This window comes from Hydrogenophaga aromaticivorans, from assembly GCF_013387465.1.
Lineage (GTDB): Bacteria > Pseudomonadota > Gammaproteobacteria > Burkholderiales > Burkholderiaceae_C > Hydrogenophaga > Hydrogenophaga aromaticivorans.
Genome location: NZ_VYGV01000027.1, coordinates 1 through 15,495 on the forward strand (window position 1 = coordinate 1; position 15,495 = coordinate 15,495).

Consider the following 15,495-nt stretch of genomic DNA (forward strand, 5'->3'; position numbering starts at 1 on the left):
CCAACCCAGGCAATTGTCATGACCGCCAACGACGACCACGCGTAGGCAACAGCAAGTCCGAGGCAGAACTTGGGATCATTGACAACCTGAAAAAAGGGCTCGTTGACCAGCGCCGTCACCGCCGTAGCAGTGAACACCATCAGCGACATCAGCAGACCAACGCTGGATAACAACCAACAAACCACGGCGATTGCAACGCGCCGGCCGCTGACCGGTATCTGCGATGAGGCTTGTACGCCTTCAGTGTCTGCTGCCACGACGGCGCCTTGACTCACTGCGGCTGGTAGCCGCTTTCCTTGATGATCTTCGCCCAGACCTCGCGGTAGGCCACCTCGCGCTTGCCGAGTTCGGCGCCGCTCATGAAGCCCACGGTCAGGCCCATGGCGGTCAGCTTGTCCTTCACATCGGGCATGGCGATCACCTTCTGCAGGGCCGCACCGAGCTTGTCCAGCGCGGCTTTGGGTGTGCCAGCCGGCGCAAAGAGACCGTAGTACGGCACCTCTTCGAAGCCCTTGATGCCGAGCTCGGTGAAGGTCGGCACGTCGGGCAGCGCGGCCTGGCGTTGTGTGCCCATCACGGCGACCACGCGGAGCTTGCCGGCCTTGTGGTTCTCGATGAAGTCGGGCACCGAGCCCACGCCCGCGGGAATGATGTTGCCCAGCATGTCGCCCATCATGGGCGCGCTGCCGCGGTAGGGCGCGGCCACCAGGTCCAGGCCGAACTGCTTGCCGATCACCTGCACGGCGAACTGCGGCGTGGACGCGGGCGCGGGGATGCCCATGGTGGCCTTGCCGCCGCTGCCCTTGACGCTGTCGATCCAGGCTTTGAAGTCGCGCGCGGGCGTGCCGCCCGACAGCGCCACGGCGTTCACGAAGGTGGCAAACCCGGCCACGGGCACGAAGTCCTTGGCAGGGTCGAAGCCCGGGTTTTTCATGGTCAGCGGCAGGATGGACACGCTGTGGTCGTGACTCAGGAACACGGTGTGGCCATCGGCCGGCGCGACCTTGAGCGCATGCGCGGCGAGCTGGCCACCGGCACCGGGTTTGTTGTCCACCAGCACGTTGTCCCCGAGCTCGGCCTGCAGGCGCTCGGCGAGGATGCGCGCAACGGCATCGGAACCGCCACCGGCGGGGAAACCGACGAGGATTTTGGTGGGGGTCTGCGCCTGGGCCAGACCGAAGCCGGCCACGGCAGACAAGGCCAGCGCGAGGCGGCCGGCACGGGTGATGAAGGAACGGCGGGGCGATGTCATGGGTTCAACTCCTGAAGAAAAAAACGGTGGTGTTCGGGGTGGCGCAGTCAGGCCTTGGGCGGCTCCACCACCTCGGCCGCGGTGCGGAACGCTTCCACCGAGGTCGGGATGCCGCAGTAGATGGCCGCGTGCAGCAGCACCTCCTGGATCTCCTGCACGCTGGCGCCGTTGTTCAGCGCGCCGCGCACATGGCCTTTGAGTTCGTGTTGCTTGCCCAGTGCGGTCAGCATGGCCACGGTGACCAGGCTGCGTGTCTTGCGGTCCAGGCCGTCGCGTTGCCAGACGTCACCCCAGGCGGCGCGCGAGATGTGGTCCTGGATCGGCTGGGTGAACGGCGTGGTGCCGGCCAGGGCCCGATCCACAAACGCATCGCCCATGACCTCGCGGCGCGTGGCCAGGCCTTTGTCGTACTGCTCGTCCTGCATGCTGTGCTCCATGTGTCTGTTCAACGGTTTCCCCAAGGATAAACTTTCAGACCAAGCAAGAAACTGACCGGAGACAAACCATGAGCGATGCCCGCTACCCCCTGCCCGACCTCAACACCCTGCCTGAGGACCTCAAGGCCAAGATCCTGGAGGTGCAGGAGAAAGCCGGCTTCGTGCCCAACGTGTTCCTGGCACTGGCGCGCCGCCCGGCCGAGTGGCGTGCCTTCTTCGCTTACCACGATGCGTTGATGACGCCCGAAACCGCAGGTCGCGAAAGCGGCCTCACCAAGGGCGACCGCGAGATGATCGTCACGACCACCAGCGCCGCCAACCACTGTCTCTACTGCGTGGTGGCGCACGGCGCGATCCTGCGCATCTACGAGAAAAAGCCGCTGGTGGCCGACCAGGTGGCGGTGAACCACCGCAAGGCCGACATCACGCCGCGCCAGCGCGCCATGCTCGACTTCGCGATGAAGGTCTGCCTGGCCTCACACCAGATCGACGACGCCGATTTCGCCGCCCTGCATGCCCACGGTTTCAGCGACGAAGACGCCTGGGACATCGCCGCCATCACCGCGTTCTTCGGCCTGTCCAACCGCATGGCCAGCTTCAGTGGCATGACGCCCAACCCCGAGTTCTACCTGATGGGGCGGGTGCCCAAGGCGAAGTGAACGGCCAGCGGCTGTCGGCTGTCGGCTGTCGAGAATCAGCCCGGCAGCCGCGGCAGGCCACCCGCGGTTTCGATCAGCGCGCGGGCATGCGCCGACATCGGCACCGACTTCTGCTTCGGAAAATCGACCCAGACGATGGTCGCACCGCCGTTGGCGTAAACCGTGTCCGGCTCGTCGGTGCGCAGCATCTCGTGGTAGGTGTCGAACGAGGTCCGTCCCATGGCGCCCAGGTAGGTGCGCACCAGCACGTCGCCCGGAAACTCGAGCTGCCGGATGAAGTTGCAAAAAGCATTGACGATCACCGGCCCCTCGCCCTTCGGATCGGCCGGCAGACCCATGCCGAAGAACCAGTCCAGGCGTGCGATCTCCATGTAGCGGAAGTACAGCGTGTTGTTGACGTGGCCCATGGCGTCCATGTCGCCCCAGCGGATGGGGACGACCACGCTGTGCACCAGCTTCTTGTCTTCGGGAAGGTCGAGTTTCATCGGTGTGCCTTGATGGATGCGAGGATGCCCAGCACGAACAGCACGCAGGCCGCCCATTGCAGGGCGACCGGCCACTGCCCGCTCCAGGCGAAGGTGTAGACCAGTCCGAACACGGTTTCGCTCACGATGAGCTGGCCCGCGAGGCTCGGGCTCAGGCGCCGGCTGGCCATGTTCCACATCACCGCGGCCACCCATGCCGAACCGATGCCGGTGACCGCGCACACGGTCACAAAACCCCAGAAACCGGGGCGCGCCGTCATTTCGTCCCAGGGCGAACCCCACAGCGCCCAGAGCAGCAGCGCGCCCACACCGGCGGCCACGCCCAGCCAGTTGGCCCATTCGGTGGAATTCACTTCCGGGTGACGACCGAGCCAGGCGGCGTTGAGCAGGCCAAAGGCGGTCCAGCTCGCCATCGCCGCCACGGCGTAAAGGATGCCGCGCCACAGGTGCCCGCCGCCAGCCTCGCCCGCGGCCTCGCCGGAGGTCTGCATCATGAGCAGCATGCCCAGAACCGTGAGCAGCAGACCCGGCACCAGCGCGCCCCAGCGCATGGCCCGCGGTTTGCCCAGCACCATGACCCACAGGGGAATCGTGCCGATGATGAGCACCGGCAGAGCCGCGCCGGCGTCAGCGATGGCCAGCACGAGCAGCAGGTAATAGCCGGTGTAACCCAACACGCTCAAACCGAGCGCGGCACCAGCCTGTCGCAGCGTCGGCACGCGCGGCACCGGCCCGCCCGCTGCGCGGTGCGCGTGGCCCAGCAACAGCAGCAAGGCCGAGAACAGACCACAGGCCACGAACCGGCCCACGGTGTAGTCCACCGAGCTGAACCCCTCGACGATCAGGGGGGCGACAAAGGTCATGCCCCAGAAAGCCCCCGCGCCGAGCCCCGCCAGGATGCCCGTCACCATGCCGGGCGGCCAGGACAGCGGCCGTCCCGCTTCAACCGACATCAAGCGTCACACCCCGAAACCGTCGTCCGCAGCGATCACCGCGCCGTTGATGAAATGGCTCTCGTTGGCGCACAGCATCATCAGCACCGCGTCCAGATCGGCGGGCTGGCCCACGCGTTTGCGCGGCAGCATGTTGATGAGCTTCTGGCCCTGTTCGGTCTGCCAGTGGTGGTGGTTGATCTCGGTGTCGATGTAGCCCGGGCAGATCGCGTTGACGTTGATGCCGAAGCGCCCCCACTCCATCGCCATCGCCTTGGTCATCTGCACCACGGCGGCCTTGCTCATGCAGTACACGCCGATCTGCGGCAGCACCTTGAGCCCGGCCATCGAAGCGATGTTCACGATGCGTCCGCCCACATAGGTGCCCGGCGCCGCACCCTTGGCCCGCGCCAGCATGCGCTTGGCCACTTCCTGCGCCACGAAGAACGCGCCCTTGGTGTTGGTGTCGAAGACGAAGTCGTAATCCTCTTCGCTCACATCCTGCAGGCGCTGCGTGGTACTCACGCCCGAGTTGTTGATCAGGATGTCGATGGCGCCCACTTCGGTCTCAGCGTGCGCGATCGCGGCCTTGATCGACGCCAGGTCGGTCACATCGAGCGCGACCACATGGGCATCGCCGCCTTCGGCTTCGATATGGGCGCGCAGCGCCATCAGGCGGTCGGTGCGCCGGCTGGCCAGCACCACGGCGGCCCCGGCATTGGCCAGCGTCTTGGCGAACTGCTCACCCAGTCCGCCCGAAGCGCCGGTGATGAGAGCCACGCGGCCCGAAAGATCCAGGGTGTAAGCCATTTGGAGTTGCTCCTCGAAGAGACCATCGCGAACACACTCGCGCCGGCCGTGACACCGATTGTGGCGCATCGCCCACTAGAATCCGTCTCCATCACGACAATGACTGCCCCATGTTCCTGACGATGGGCTTGCGCTGTCAGACGAAACATCCACCAGAGACTGCACCCCATGAGCCCCCAAGAAATCCTCAGCACCTACGGCCCGCGCGAAGCGATGGAATACGACGTGGTGATCGTCGGCGGCGGCCCCGCCGGCCTGGCCACCGCCATCCGCCTGAAGCAGCTCGCCGCCGACAAAGGCAGCGAGATCAATGTCTGCGTGCTGGAGAAGGGCTCCGAGCCCGGCGCCCACATCCTCTCGGGTGCGGTCATGGACCCCAAGGCCATCACCGAACTCTTTCCCAACTGGAAAGAACTCGGCGCCCCGCTGAACCAGCCCGTGACCGGTGACGACCTGCTGGTGCTCAGCGAAACCGGTGCCCAGCGCACGCCCGACTGGTTGATGCCGCGCAACTTCGACAACCACGGCTGCTACGTCATCAGCCTGGGTGCCGTCACCAAATGGCTCGGTGAACAGGCCGAAGCCCTGGGCGTGGAAATCTTCCCCGGCTTCAGCGCTGCAGAGGTGCTCTACAACGACGACGGTTCTGTGAAGGGCGTTGCCACCGGCAACCAGGGCGTGGGCAAGGACGGCGAGCCGATGGAGAGCTTCCAGATCGGCATGGAGCTGCACGCCAAATACACCGTGTTCGCCGAAGGCGCCCGTGGCCACCTGGGCAAACAGCTGATCGCCAAGTTCAAGCTCGATGATGGCAAGGACGCGCAGACCTTCGCCATCGGCATCAAGGAACTGTGGGAAGTGCCGGCCGACAAGGCCAAGCCGGGCCTGGTGGTGCACACCGCCGGCTGGCCGCTGAACGACGATGCGTTTGGGGGTGGCTTCCTCTACCACCTCGAAGGCAACAAGGTCACGCTGGGTTATGTCATCGGGCTGGACTACCAGAACCCGTGGATGAGCCCGTTCGAGGAGATGCAGCGCTGGAAGACCCACCCCAGCATCAAGGCCCACATCGAAGGCGGCAAGCGCCTGGGCTACGGCGCCCGCGCGCTGAACAACGGCACGCCCCAGGCCCTGCCCAAGCTGGTGTTCCCGGGTGGCGCGATGGTCGGCTGCAACGCCGGTTTCCTGAACGCCGCGCGCATCAAGGGCAGCCATGCGGCGATCAAGAGCGGCATGTTGTGCGCCGAGGCCGCGTTCGAAGCCGTGGCCGCTGGCCGCAGCAGCGACGAGCTGACCGCGTTCGAGACCGGATTCAAGGCCAGCTGGCTGCACGAGGAACTCTGGACTTACCGCAACTTCAAGAACTGGTTCAAGAAGAGCCCGCTGCTGGGCAAGCTCATGACCGGGGTCGAACACTGGTTCCTGCCCAAGGTGGGCATCAGCAACCCGCCCTGGACGCTGCACAACACCACCAGGGACCACACCAAGCTCAAACCGGCCGCCGAGATGCCGCAGATCACCTACCCCAAGCCCGACGGCGTGATCACCTTCGACCGACTCTCCAGCGTGTTCGTCAGCAACACCAACCACGAAGAGCAGCAGCCGGCGCACCTGACCCTGAAGGACGCGAGCGTGCCGGTGAACATCAACCTGGCGAAGTACGCCGGGCCCGAGAGCCGCTACTGCCCGGCCGGGGTCTACGAGTTCGTCAACAAGGACGGAGCGGACCAGCTGGTGATCAACGCGCAGAACTGCGTGCACTGCAAGACCTGCGACATCAAGGACCCGACACAGAACATCGTCTGGGTCACACCCGAGGGGGGCGGTGGGCCGAACTACGCGGGCATGTGAAGCCGCTCAAACCCTGAAAAGGCCGCCCCGGAGCGGCCTTTTCCCTTTGCAGCAACGCCCGGGCCGGACGGTGCGGCCGATCGGCAGGTCAAATATTGCAAAAAGTATCAAGGCCGATATTCTGGCGACACCTCCCGACCCGCCGCCATGAACACCGCCGCCCTCTACAAGCACCGCTGGACACTCATCCGGATGCCACTGGCGCTGTTCGCGATCGCTCTGGCCAGCGCGGTCTGGTGGTGGTGGAATCCCATGCCGCCGACCCGGCTGACCATCAGCACCGGCCTGGCCGATGGCGCCTACCCGATCCACGCCTCGCGCTACGCCGAAGCCCTCGCCCGTCGGGGCATCCAGCTGGACGTCCAGCTGTCGGCCGGTTCTCCCCAGAATCTCGAACGCCTGCAGGCCCGCCCCGCAACGGCCGATCTGGCCCTGGTGCAAGGCGGCTTCGGCTGGTCTTCCGCCGTCGGCCCGGACGTTCCGAAGGCACCGGTGCAGACGCTCGCCAACGTGGACATCGAAGCCTTGTGGCTGTTCAGCCAGGGCGCCCCGCTGACCACACTGGACCAGCTCGGGGGCCTGCGTGTGGCCGCCGGGCCCGAAGGCAGCGGGCACCGCAACCTGCTGCGGCGCCTGCTGGCGCAGGACCGGGTCCCGCTCGAAGACATCCGCTGGTCGGAACTCAGTGGCCTGCCCGCCCGCGACGCCCTGCTGCGCCACGAAGTGGACGCGGTGTTCATGGTCGCCGCACCGCGCGCCCCCGGCGTGGAGGCCCTGCTGGCGGCACCCGGGGTGCACCTGGCGATACTGCAGGGCACCGGCGCGATTGCCGAACGCAACAAGTACCTCGAAAGCCGCCTGCTGCCCCAGGACGCCATGGGTGCCAACCTGCCCTCCGCGGACACATCCATGCTGACCACGCCAACCCATCTGCTGGCCCGCGAAGACCTGCATCCGGCGCTCAAGCGGGTGGTGACCGCCGTGGCCCTGGAGGTGCATGGCCAGAGTGGGCCCTTTCACCGGGCTGGCGAGTTCCCCTCCCTGCGCGCCAGCGACTTCCCCTCAGCGCCGGAATCCCGCAGGGTCATGCTGCGGGGCCTCAACCTGTTTGAAAGGCACCTGCCGTTCTGGTGGGCCCAGGTGGCCGAACGCCTGCTGCTGATCGGGCTGCCGGTGCTGTTGGTCACGGCCCTGCTGCTCCTGCTGGTGCCGGCCTGGCTGCGCTGGCGCCTCGAAGGGCACGTCATGCGCTGGTACGGTGAACTGCGCTTCATCGAGGACGATCTCTCCAGCCAGAATCTGGATGTCGGGGGCATGGAGCTGAGCCACATCCACAACCGCCTGCGCCGCATGGAAGCGGCCGTCGCGACCATGCAGCTGCCGGAGGAACTGGCACAGCACTGGTTCACCCTCCGGCAGCACATCGAGTTCGTGCGCTCGCGCATCCTGGAGTACCGCGGGCGATGAAACTCATGCTGCTCTACCGCCGCCGCTGGCTGCTGATCTACCTGCCCATCCTGCTGGCGCTGGCAGGCATGCTGGCCGTGGTCACCCGCCTCTGGCAACCGCTGCCGCCGCAGCGGCTGGTGATCGGAACCGGTCCGGCCCAGAGCAGCTACCTGCGGCTCGCCCAGCTCTACGCCAGCCGCCTGGAAAACCGGGGCATCGCCGTCGACCTCGTCCCCCACCCCCGACCGCAGGACGCGCTGCAGCACATGAAACCGGGCGACCGTGCGATCGACGTCACCTTTGCCCAGGGTCTGTACGCCCCCGCCCATGCAACGCCCACCCCGGGCGACGGCGTGCAGGCGCTGGCCGTGATCGGTCATGAAATCATCTGGGTCTTCGCCCGCGAAGACATTGCCGACATGGGCCAGTTGCGTGGCCGGCGCATCGCCACATCGGTGGCGGACTCGTCGAACCGGATCGCGGCCGATCTCCTGCTGGCCCACTTGCGCATCCGTCCCGACGAGGTCGAATTCGTGCCCGAGGTGGGTGACTCGGCGCTCGCTGCCCTGGCCGAGGGCCGAGTGGATGCCGTTGTTCATGTCGCCACCGGCGACTCCCAGACCGCCAACGCGCTCGCCCGGCTGAATGGGGTGCACATCCTGGGCATGGAGCGCGCCGGGGCCCTGGCGGCGCGCGAACGCCGACTGTGGCCCGTGGTCATGCCGCAAGGCTCCATCGAGCTGCGCAGCCAGCTGCCGGCCAGAGACCTGCCCACCATGGTCACCCTGACGCACCTCCTGGTCCGGCCCGGTCTGCACCCTGCCCTGCAGCGCGCGTTGCTCGATGTGGCCGGTGAACTGCACGTCATGAGCGGTTTTCTCGAGACCCCGGGTCGCTACCCCACCACCGTCGGCAGCGACTTCCCCGTCTCACCTGCGGCCCTGCAACACGCACGCGGCGAGCGTCCCTGGATGGAGACCCTGCTGCCCTTCGGCACCGCGCAAAGAGCCGAACTGTTCCTGTACGCGGTGCTGCCCCTGGGCCTGCTCGGCGTGGCCCTGCTGCTGCGCGCGCCGCGCTACATCGACTGGCGGGTCGACGCCGCCCTGCAGCACATCTACGGCGAAGTGCGCTTCATGGAGGAAGACCTCACCCGGCAGCCGGCCCACAAGCCGGTCTCGCTGCAGCCCCTGCTGGAACGGCTGGACACCCTCGAGCGGCAGGTGGCGCAAATGCAGTTGCCCAACCGCTACGCCGGTCGCGGCTACACCCTGCGCCAGCATCTCTACGAGACCCGCCAGCGACTGATCGCGATGTATGCGATCTGAGACCACGCCCATGCACCTCCATGCCAACCTGACACAGCGCCTTCAAGCCCTGGCCAGCGGCCCGCGCCGCCTGCTCGGCATCGTCGGCGCCCCCGGTTCGGGCAAGTCCACGCTCGCCCACCTGATCGCCCAACACCTGGGTGCACAGGCGCAGGCGGTTCCCATGGATGGCTTCCACCTCGCGCAGGCCGAACTGGAACGGCTGGGCCGGGCCCGGCGCAAAGGCGCGCCCGACACTTTCGACGCCGCAGGTTATGCCGCCCTGCTGCGCCGCCTGCGTGCGCAAAGCGGTGACGAGGTGGTCTACGCGCCCGACTTCCGGCGCGAGATCGAAGAGCCGGTGGCGGGCGCGCTGCCGGTGTTCGCCCGCACGCCCTTGATCGTCACCGAAGGCAACTACCTGCTGCTCGACGAAGGCGACTGGCAACCGGTGGCCGGTCTGCTCGACGAAGTCTGGTACCTGCACGTGGACGCCGCCCTGCGGCTGGAGCGCCTCACCGCGCGGCACCAGCAGTTCGGCCGCAGCCGCGAGCAGGCGCTGGCCTGGATCGCCAGCACCGACGAGCCGAACGCACGGCGGATCGAAGCCGCTGCACACCGCGCACAGCACCACATTGGCTGGGATCCGGCAGCCAACTGCTACACATTCCTGAGCATTTGACCCGGACTCGCAGCGGTTTTCACACCAATGACATGCGGAGCCGGCAGAGTGGCGCCAGTCGTTGGAGCAAAAAAATGTTGAGAAAGACAGAAAAGGGCCGGCTTGAGCTGCGTCCGGGCAACCGGACCCTGGGGCAGCGGGAGCGGGCCATTCTGCTGCTGGCCGATGGGCAGCACAACGAATCGCAGATGGCGGCCCTGTTCACCGGCGCTGGCCGGCCGCTGGTCGATCTGCTGCTGGCACAGGGCTATCTGGAGCGACGCGGCGCAGGACAGGCTGACAAGGGCACCACGATGGACGTGCGGTCGAAACCGACCCGTCCGCAGGAGCCGGACCAGGCCAGCCCCGCCAGCGCGCATGGTGATGCGTTCACGGGCGGCCGATCCCTGGCCACTGCGCGCATGTTCCTGTTCGACCTCAGCGAGCGCCTGTTTGCACCGCGCGACAAGGCCCTCGCGGCCCGATACCGGTCCGCGCTGCGCGAGGCGCGCGATGCCGTGGCCATGCTCGCGGTGGGCCGCGAGATGATCGTTGACGTGGAAGCGCTGGCGGGCAGTGCACGCGCCGACGGCATCAGTGAGCGGCTGGCGAAACTGCTGCCCCTGGAACTGCTGGAAACCATGGGCTGAGCCCGGTAGGGCCAGGTATCCGTTAAACTCGCCGGGTCAGGAGAGAGCTCCCCGAACCGGGAGCCGCCGAAGGCGCAGGCGACCGGAACACGGTCCTGAACGCTCAGGCAAAAGGACTGGCAAGCACCGGCTGCAAAGCGGGTGTACCCCCCTGGAGAGAGGCCGCCCGCGAGGCGGTCCACCGAAGGAGCAAGCGCGGCATCGCCCGCGTGAATCTCTCAGGTAAAGCGGACAGCGGGGCAGCGCACGGATGAACCGTGTCCACCCTCCCCTGGGAGGCCTGCCCCCTCAGCGAGCGCGTTTGCGCCGCAGAAAGCCCGCCGTGTCCGACCCCTCCGATCTGCTCAAGACCCCGCTGCATGCCCTGCACCTGGAACTCGGCGCCCGCATGGTGCCCTTCGCCGGCTACAGCATGCCGGTGCAGTACCCCGCCGGCCTGATGGCCGAACACCACCACACCCGCACCGCCGCCGGCCTGTTCGACGTCTCGCACATGGGCCAGCTGCGCCTGATCGGCCCCGATGCGGCCACCGCGTTCGAGGCGCTGATGCCGGTGGACGTGATCGACCTGGCCATCGGCAAGCAGCGCTACGGTCTGCTGCTCAACGATGCCGGCGGCATCATCGACGATCTGATGTTCGTCAACCGCGGCGACGACATCTTCGTGATCGTCAACGGCGCCTGCAAACACGGTGACCTCGCGCACATCGTCGAGCGCATCGGTGGCCGTTGCACCGTGGAGCCCCAGTTCGACCGCGCCCTGCTGGCCCTGCAAGGCCCGCAAGCCGTGACCGCGTTGCAGCGCCTGCTGCCCGGCGTCGAGAAGCTGGTGTTCATGACCGGCGCCGCGTTCACCTGGAACGGTGCCGACCTGTTCGTCACCCGCAGCGGCTATACCGGTGAAGACGGCTGCGAAATTTCCCTGCCCGCGGCGAGTGCTGAAGCGTTTGCCCGCGCCCTGCTGGCGCAGCCCGAAGTCAAACCCGTCGGCCTGGGCGCACGCAACTCGCTGCGCCTCGAAGCCGGCCTCTGCCTCTACGGCAACGACATCGACACCACCACCACCCCGGTGGAAGCCGCGCTGAACTGGGCGATGCAGAAGGTGCGCCGCACCGGTGGCGCGCGCGCCGGCGGTTTCCCGGGTGCGGCCCGCGTGCTCGGCCAGCTCGACGGCACCGAGCCCTTGACCCGCAAACGCGTGGGCCTGATCGCGCTGGAACGTGTGCCGGTGCGTGAGCACGTCGAACTGCAGAGCCTGGACGGCGTGAAGATCGGCGAAGTCACCAGCGGCCTGCTCGGCCCGACGGCCGACAAGCCGGTCGCCATCGGCTACGTCGCCCCCGGGTTCGCCGCCATCGGCACCCGCGTCAACGCCATCGTGCGCGGCAAGGCCGTGCCGATGGAGGTCGCCTCCATGCCCTTCGTTACCAATCGTTATTTCCGCGGCTGAGCCGACCCCTTTCAACTTTCTTCACCGGAGCCCACCATGACCACCAAGTACACCGAAGACCACGAATGGATCAGCGTTGACGGCGACATCGCCACCGTCGGCATCACCCACCACGCGCAGGACGCGCTGGGCGACGTGGTGTTCGTGGACCTGCCCGAAGTGGGCAAGAACCTGGCCCAGAAGGACGTCGCTGGCGTGGTCGAGTCCGTCAAGGCCGCGGCCGACGTGTACATGCCCGTCAGCGGCGAAGTCACCGAGGTGAACGAGGCCCTGCGCAACGACCCGTCGCTGGCCAACAGCGATCCGCTGGGCGCCGGCTGGTTCTTCAAGGTCAAGCTGTCGGACGCGTCGCAGCTCGACGCCCTGCTCGACGAGACCGCTTACGCCGCTTTCGCGGCTTGAATTTGGCCCACCCCCGCCGCGCTGCGCGCGACCCCCTCAAGGGGGCGGCGCTGGCGGCCCGGCGAAGCCGGTTCCGCGGCGCCCGCGGATGGGGTCACGCCCTTCGATGCGGCGGCCATTCGCCATGCTGAACCGCTGAACCCAGACTTTCCTCTATCGCAACAAGGTATTCCCATGCTGATGCCGTCCGTCAAACCCCTGGATGAACTCGAAAACGCCTCGGAGTTCATTGCCCGCCACATCGGCATCAGCGAAGCCGACGAAACGCTGATGCTCTCGGTCATCGGCGAGGCTTCGCGCCGTGCCCTGATCGACGGCATCGTGCCGCGCAGCATCGCGCGCAGCTCCGGCATGGACCTGCCGCCCGCCGTGACCGAAGCCGCCGCGCTGGCCGAGCTCAAGGCCATTGCAGCCAAGAACCAGGTGTTCAAGAGCTTCATCGGCCAGGGCTATTACGGCACGCACACGCCGGGCGTGATCCTGCGCAACGTGCTGGAAAACCCCGCCTGGTACACCGCCTACACGCCCTACCAGGCCGAGATTTCGCAGGGCCGCATGGAAGCGCTGGTCAACTTCCAGACCATGGTGACCGACCTGACCGGCATGGCCATCGCCAACGCATCCATGCTCGATGAAGCCACCGCCGCCGCCGAAGCCATGACCCTGGCCAAACGTTCGGTCAAGGCCAAGGGCACGGTGATCGTGGTGGCCGGCGACGCGCACCCGCAGACCATCGAAGTGGTGCAGACCCGCGCCGCGCCGCTGGGCCTGACGGTGAAGCTCGCGAACTCGGCGAAAGAATGGGCCGATGCGCTCGCGGGCGACGACTACTTCGCCGTGCTTGCCCAGTACCCGTCCACCAGCGGCCGCATCGACGACCTGCGCGCCGAGGTGCAGTCCGTGCACGCCAAGCAGGCAGCCTTCATCGTCGCGGCCGACCTGCTCGCGCTCACGCTGCTGGTGCCCCCGGGCGAATTCGACGCCGACATCGTGGTCGGCACCACGCAGCGCTTCGGCATGCCCATGGGCGCCGGTGGCCCGCACGCCGCCTACATGGCCTGCCGCGACGCGTTCAAGCGCTCCCTGCCCGGCCGCCTGGTCGGCGTGAGCGTGGACACCCACGGCAACCCGGCCTACCGCCTGGCGCTGCAGACGCGCGAGCAGCACATCCGCCGCGAGAAGGCCACCTCCAACATCTGCACCGCGCAGGTGCTGCCCGCCGTGGTGGCCAGCATGTACGCCGTCTACCACGGCCCGCAGGGTTTGAAGCGCATCGCGCAGCGCGTGGCCGCCTACACCGCTGTGCTGGCGCAAGGTCTCCGGCAACTGGGCCACACGCTGACCAGCGAATCGGCCTTCGACACGCTGACCGTGAAGGCCGCCGACGAAGCCCAAGCCAAAGCCGTCATGGCCAAGGCCGTGGCCCAAGGCGCCAACCTGAAGCTGTCGTGGGGCCAGTACGTGAGCCTGTCGCTGGACGAAACCACCACGCGCGACGACATCGCGCTGCTGTGGTCGGTGTTCACGAAAGACGGCCAGGCCCTGCCGACCTTCGACGCCTTCGAGAAAGGCATCGAGCCGCTCATCCCCACCGAGCTGCGCCGCACCAGCGCCTACCTCACCCACCCGGTGTTCAACAGCCACCACAGCGAGACCGGCATGCTGCGCTACATCCGTGCGCTGTCCGACAAGGACCTCGCGCTGGACCGCAGCATGATCCCGCTGGGCAGCTGCACCATGAAGCTCAACGCGACCAGCGAGATGATCCCCATCACCTGGCCCGAGTTCGCGGGCGTGCACCCCTTCGCCCCGGCCGACCAGCTGCAGGGCTACAAGGAACTCGACGAACAGCTGCGCGCCTGGCTCTGCCAGGCCACGGGTTACGCTGGCATCAGCCTGCAGCCCAACGCCGGTTCGCAGGGCGAATACGCCGGCCTGCTGGCCATCAAGGCCTTCCACGACTCGCGCGGTGAAGCGCACCGCAACATCTGCCTGATTCCTTCATCGGCCCACGGCACCAACCCCGCCAGCGCCCAGATGGCCGGCTTGCAGGTGGTGGTGACCAAGTGCGACGAGAGCGGCAACGTGGACATGGCCGACCTGCAGACGCAGTGCGAAAAACACAGCGCCAACCTGGCCTGCGTGATGATCACCTACCCCTCCACCCACGGCGTGTTCGAGACCACCGTGAAAGAGCTCTGTGCCCTGGTGCACAGCCACGGCGGCCGGGTCTATGTGGACGGCGCCAACATGAACGCGCTGGTGGGCGTGGCCGCGCCGGGCGAGTTCGGCGGCGACGTGAGCCACCTGAACCTGCACAAGACCTTCTGCATTCCCCACGGCGGTGGCGGCCCGGGCGTCGGCCCGGTCTGCGTGGTGGCGGATCTCGTGCCGTTCCTGCCGGGTCACCGCGCCGGCGCCGAGCCGGCCGGTGTGTGCGGCACGCCCGAGACGGAAGACAAATTCCGCGTCGGTGCCGTCAGCGCAGCCCCGCTGGGCAACGCCGCCGTGCTGCCGATCAGCTGGATGTACATCCGCATGATGGGTGCCGACGGCCTGAAACACGCCACCGAGGCCGCCATCCTGGCCGCGAACTACATCAGCAAGCGCCTGGCGCCGCACTACCCCACGCTCTACGCCTCGGCCAACGGCCACGTGGCGCACGAGTGCATCCTGGATCTGCGCGGCTTGAAGGAAACCAGCGGCGTGATGGCCGAGGACGTGGCCAAGCGCCTGATGGACTACGGCTTCCACGCGCCCACGCTGAGCTTCCCCGTGGCCAACACGCTGATGGTCGAGCCCACCGAGAGCGAGACACTGGAAGAACTGGACCGCTTCATCGACGCGATGATCGCCATCCGCGAGGAAGTCCGTCGCGTGGAAAAAGGCGAATGGCCACAGGACAACAACCCGCTGAAGAACGCGCCGCACACGGCCGAAAGCCTGATGAAGGCCGACTGGCCGCACCCCTACGCACGCGACGTGGGCGCTGCCAGTGCATCGACCCGCGCACACGCCAAGTACTGGCCACCCGTGGGCCGCATCGACAACGTGTACGGCGACCGCAACCTGTTCTGCAGCTGCGTGCCCATCAGCGAACTCGCCTGAACGGCCGGGCTGGAATTCACAAGGGCGCCGGTGGCGCCCTTT

The 15,495-nt window shown here is 67.3% G+C and carries 15 protein-coding genes and 2 riboswitches; of the genes, 9 read left to right on the forward strand and 6 right to left on the reverse strand.

Going from position 1 to position 15,495, the window contains the following annotated elements; translation table 11 throughout:
* The 3 genes from F3K02_RS24520 to pcaC form a co-directional block, all read right to left on the reverse strand.
* A partial coding sequence (locus F3K02_RS24520) for a G protein-coupled receptor family protein (RefSeq protein ID WP_177138989.1) occupies positions 1-257 on the reverse strand: 257 nt, incomplete at its 3' end.
* A 14-nt stretch (positions 258-271) separates the two neighbouring features.
* Positions 272-1,252 (reverse strand): Bug family tripartite tricarboxylate transporter substrate binding protein, encoded by a 981-nt coding sequence (locus F3K02_RS24525; protein WP_177138991.1) that lies wholly within the window; start codon positions 1,250-1,252, stop codon positions 272-274.
* A 47-nt stretch (positions 1,253-1,299) separates the two neighbouring features.
* Positions 1,300-1,689, reverse strand: coding sequence for a 4-carboxymuconolactone decarboxylase (pcaC, locus tag F3K02_RS24530; RefSeq protein ID WP_246309788.1), 390 nt, complete (start codon positions 1,687-1,689; stop codon positions 1,300-1,302).
* Positions 1,690-1,757: 68 nt separating this feature from the next.
* On the opposite strand from pcaC, the gene F3K02_RS24535 reads away from it, so the two are divergent.
* Entirely contained in the window at positions 1,758-2,348 is a 591-nt protein-coding gene (locus tag F3K02_RS24535; RefSeq protein ID WP_177138993.1) for a peroxidase-related enzyme, read from the forward strand.
* Between the two features lie 35 nt (positions 2,349-2,383).
* Here F3K02_RS24535 and F3K02_RS24540 read toward each other — a convergent pair whose 3' ends face one another.
* The 3 genes from F3K02_RS24540 to F3K02_RS24550 are packed head-to-tail and all read right to left on the reverse strand — an operon-like array spanning position 2,384 to position 4,575.
* Complete coding sequence (locus F3K02_RS24540; protein WP_177138995.1) at positions 2,384-2,833, reverse strand: acyl-CoA thioesterase; 450 nt, start codon at positions 2,831-2,833, stop codon at positions 2,384-2,386.
* On the reverse strand, positions 2,830-3,786 hold the full coding sequence (locus F3K02_RS24545; protein WP_246309790.1) for a DMT family transporter: 957 nt from the start codon (positions 3,784-3,786) through the stop codon (positions 2,830-2,832). The genes F3K02_RS24540 and F3K02_RS24545 overlap by 4 nt, the downstream gene beginning before the upstream one ends.
* A 6-nt stretch (positions 3,787-3,792) precedes the next feature.
* Entirely contained in the window at positions 3,793-4,575 is a 783-nt protein-coding gene (locus F3K02_RS24550) for an SDR family oxidoreductase (protein WP_177138997.1), read from the reverse strand.
* Positions 4,576-4,743: 168 nt separating this feature from the next.
* On the opposite strand from F3K02_RS24550, the gene F3K02_RS24555 reads away from it, so the two are divergent.
* The 8 genes from F3K02_RS24555 (at position 4,744) to gcvP (ending at position 15,453) form a co-directional block, all read left to right on the forward strand.
* The gene (locus F3K02_RS24555; RefSeq protein WP_177138999.1) at positions 4,744-6,426 is read left to right on the forward strand and encodes an electron transfer flavoprotein-ubiquinone oxidoreductase; all 1,683 of its coding nucleotides are present in this window, start codon (positions 4,744-4,746) and stop codon (positions 6,424-6,426) included.
* A gap of 147 nt (positions 6,427-6,573) precedes the next feature.
* Positions 6,574-7,893 carry a TAXI family TRAP transporter solute-binding subunit gene (locus F3K02_RS24560; RefSeq protein WP_177139000.1) on the forward strand — a complete coding sequence of 440 codons (1,320 nt, stop codon included), beginning with the start codon at positions 6,574-6,576 and terminating at the stop codon, positions 7,891-7,893.
* Complete coding sequence (locus tag F3K02_RS24565) at positions 7,890-9,203, forward strand: ABC transporter substrate-binding protein (protein WP_177139001.1); 1,314 nt, start codon at positions 7,890-7,892, stop codon at positions 9,201-9,203. Before F3K02_RS24560 ends, F3K02_RS24565 begins: the two co-directional genes overlap by 4 nt.
* A 10-nt stretch (positions 9,204-9,213) precedes the next feature.
* On the forward strand, positions 9,214-9,864 hold the full coding sequence (locus F3K02_RS24570) for a nucleoside/nucleotide kinase family protein (RefSeq protein ID WP_177139002.1): 651 nt from the start codon (positions 9,214-9,216) through the stop codon (positions 9,862-9,864).
* Positions 9,865-9,938: 74 nt separating this feature from the next.
* Positions 9,939-10,493, forward strand: coding sequence for a hypothetical protein (locus tag F3K02_RS24575; protein WP_177139003.1), 555 nt, complete (start codon positions 9,939-9,941; stop codon positions 10,491-10,493).
* Between the two features lie 27 nt (positions 10,494-10,520).
* Positions 10,521-10,622, forward strand: a riboswitch (glycine riboswitch).
* A 12-nt stretch (positions 10,623-10,634) separates the two neighbouring features.
* A riboswitch (glycine riboswitch) is annotated at positions 10,635-10,738 on the forward strand.
* A gap of 77 nt (positions 10,739-10,815) precedes the next feature.
* On the forward strand, positions 10,816-11,943 hold the full coding sequence (gene gcvT / locus F3K02_RS24580; protein WP_343067155.1) for a glycine cleavage system aminomethyltransferase GcvT: 1,128 nt from the start codon (positions 10,816-10,818) through the stop codon (positions 11,941-11,943).
* A gap of 36 nt (positions 11,944-11,979) precedes the next feature.
* A complete protein-coding gene (gcvH, locus tag F3K02_RS24585) occupies positions 11,980-12,345 on the forward strand; it encodes a glycine cleavage system protein GcvH (RefSeq protein ID WP_177139005.1) in 366 nt (121 codons plus the stop codon).
* Between the two features lie 174 nt (positions 12,346-12,519).
* A complete protein-coding gene (gcvP, locus tag F3K02_RS24590; protein ID WP_177139006.1) occupies positions 12,520-15,453 on the forward strand; it encodes an aminomethyl-transferring glycine dehydrogenase in 2,934 nt (977 codons plus the stop codon).
* Positions 15,454-15,495: the final 42 nt, after the last annotated feature.

Bases quoted from the DNA above. Each gene is read 5' to 3' on its own strand.
- F3K02_RS24525 (WP_177138991.1), bottom strand. From the start codon at position 1,252: ATGACATCGCCCCGCCGTTCCTTCATCACCCGTGCCGGCCGCCTCGCG.
- pcaC (WP_246309788.1), bottom strand. From the start codon at position 1,689: ATGGAGCACAGCATGCAGGACGAGCAGTACGACAAAGGCCTGGCCACG.
- F3K02_RS24535 (WP_177138993.1), top strand. From the start codon at position 1,758: ATGAGCGATGCCCGCTACCCCCTGCCCGACCTCAACACCCTGCCTGAG.
- F3K02_RS24540 (WP_177138995.1), bottom strand. From the start codon at position 2,833: ATGAAACTCGACCTTCCCGAAGACAAGAAGCTGGTGCACAGCGTGGTC.
- F3K02_RS24545 (WP_246309790.1), bottom strand. From the start codon at position 3,786: ATGTCGGTTGAAGCGGGACGGCCGCTGTCCTGGCCGCCCGGCATGGTG.
- F3K02_RS24550 (WP_177138997.1), bottom strand. From the start codon at position 4,575: ATGGCTTACACCCTGGATCTTTCGGGCCGCGTGGCTCTCATCACCGGC.
- F3K02_RS24555 (WP_177138999.1), top strand. From the start codon at position 4,744: ATGAGCCCCCAAGAAATCCTCAGCACCTACGGCCCGCGCGAAGCGATG.
- F3K02_RS24560 (WP_177139000.1), top strand. From the start codon at position 6,574: ATGAACACCGCCGCCCTCTACAAGCACCGCTGGACACTCATCCGGATG.
- F3K02_RS24565 (WP_177139001.1), top strand. From the start codon at position 7,890: ATGAAACTCATGCTGCTCTACCGCCGCCGCTGGCTGCTGATCTACCTG.
- F3K02_RS24570 (WP_177139002.1), top strand. From the start codon at position 9,214: ATGCACCTCCATGCCAACCTGACACAGCGCCTTCAAGCCCTGGCCAGC.
- F3K02_RS24575 (WP_177139003.1), top strand. From the start codon at position 9,939: ATGTTGAGAAAGACAGAAAAGGGCCGGCTTGAGCTGCGTCCGGGCAAC.
- gcvH (WP_177139005.1), top strand. From the start codon at position 11,980: ATGACCACCAAGTACACCGAAGACCACGAATGGATCAGCGTTGACGGC.
- gcvP (WP_177139006.1), top strand. From the start codon at position 12,520: ATGCTGATGCCGTCCGTCAAACCCCTGGATGAACTCGAAAACGCCTCG.